Raw genomic sequence first — 688 nt, 5'->3', positions numbered from 1 at the left:
GGGACAAAGGCACGCGGTGAAATCCCTTCAATGCCCATCATGCGCATCCGCTTCGCCACAGTCTTACGGTTAAGCGAAATGCGGTAGCGCTCGGCGAGCTCTGCGGTGATCCGCGGAGCACCATAAACCTCATCGGAGTCTTTCCAAATCTGATGAATCTTTCGGTCAACATCATCGTAAAATGCTGCCCGATCATCTTTTCCGGATAGTCGTTTCTGTTGCGCATGGGCCCATTTGTAGTATCCAGACCGAGACACTTTTAATAGCCGTGCCATGCGTTTGATGCTGTAGTTTGCCTTCTCCTGCTGCATTAGTTCGAACTTTTCTGCTCGCGTTGCTTCGCGGCGAAGAAGGCTGTCGCTTTTGACAAAAACTCGTTATCCATCTTTGCTTCAGCCAACTCACGGCGCAGACGAGCATTCTCAGCACGAAGATCAGCCTCACTCATCCCATCTGAGGCTCCTCGGCGTTCACGCTCGAGTTTGACCCACCGGCCTAAAAGCCCGGCGGAAACACCAATCTCTTTAGCCACATGGGCAATCGGGCGCTCTGACTCGATTACCAGGTTCGCGGCCTCACGCCGGTACTCAGGCGTGTACTTCTTGCGCTGTTGACTCACAATGAACATCCTCTCTTACGGACACAAGATCCGTACAAATAGGGTGTCCACTAAACGAGGGTAACCTCA

2 protein-coding genes are annotated in these 688 nt (G+C 52.6%); both read right to left on the bottom strand.

Annotation, left to right across the window (positions count from 1 at the left end):
* Positions 1-311, bottom strand: a 311-nt coding sequence (locus HMPREF2967_RS00060; protein ID WP_158014656.1) for an IS3 family transposase, incomplete at its 3' end; no start/stop codon positions are given.
* Entirely contained in the window at positions 311-619 is a 309-nt protein-coding gene (locus HMPREF2967_RS00055; protein WP_010188437.1) for an IS3 family transposase, read from the bottom strand. The genes HMPREF2967_RS00060 and HMPREF2967_RS00055, both read right to left, overlap by 1 nt.
* Positions 620-688: the final 69 nt, after the last annotated feature.

This window comes from Corynebacterium sp. HMSC059E07 (genome assembly GCF_001814395.1).
GTDB lineage: Bacteria > Actinomycetota > Actinomycetes > Mycobacteriales > Mycobacteriaceae > Corynebacterium > Corynebacterium hesseae.
This window is presented reverse-complemented; position numbering and strand designations above follow the sequence as displayed.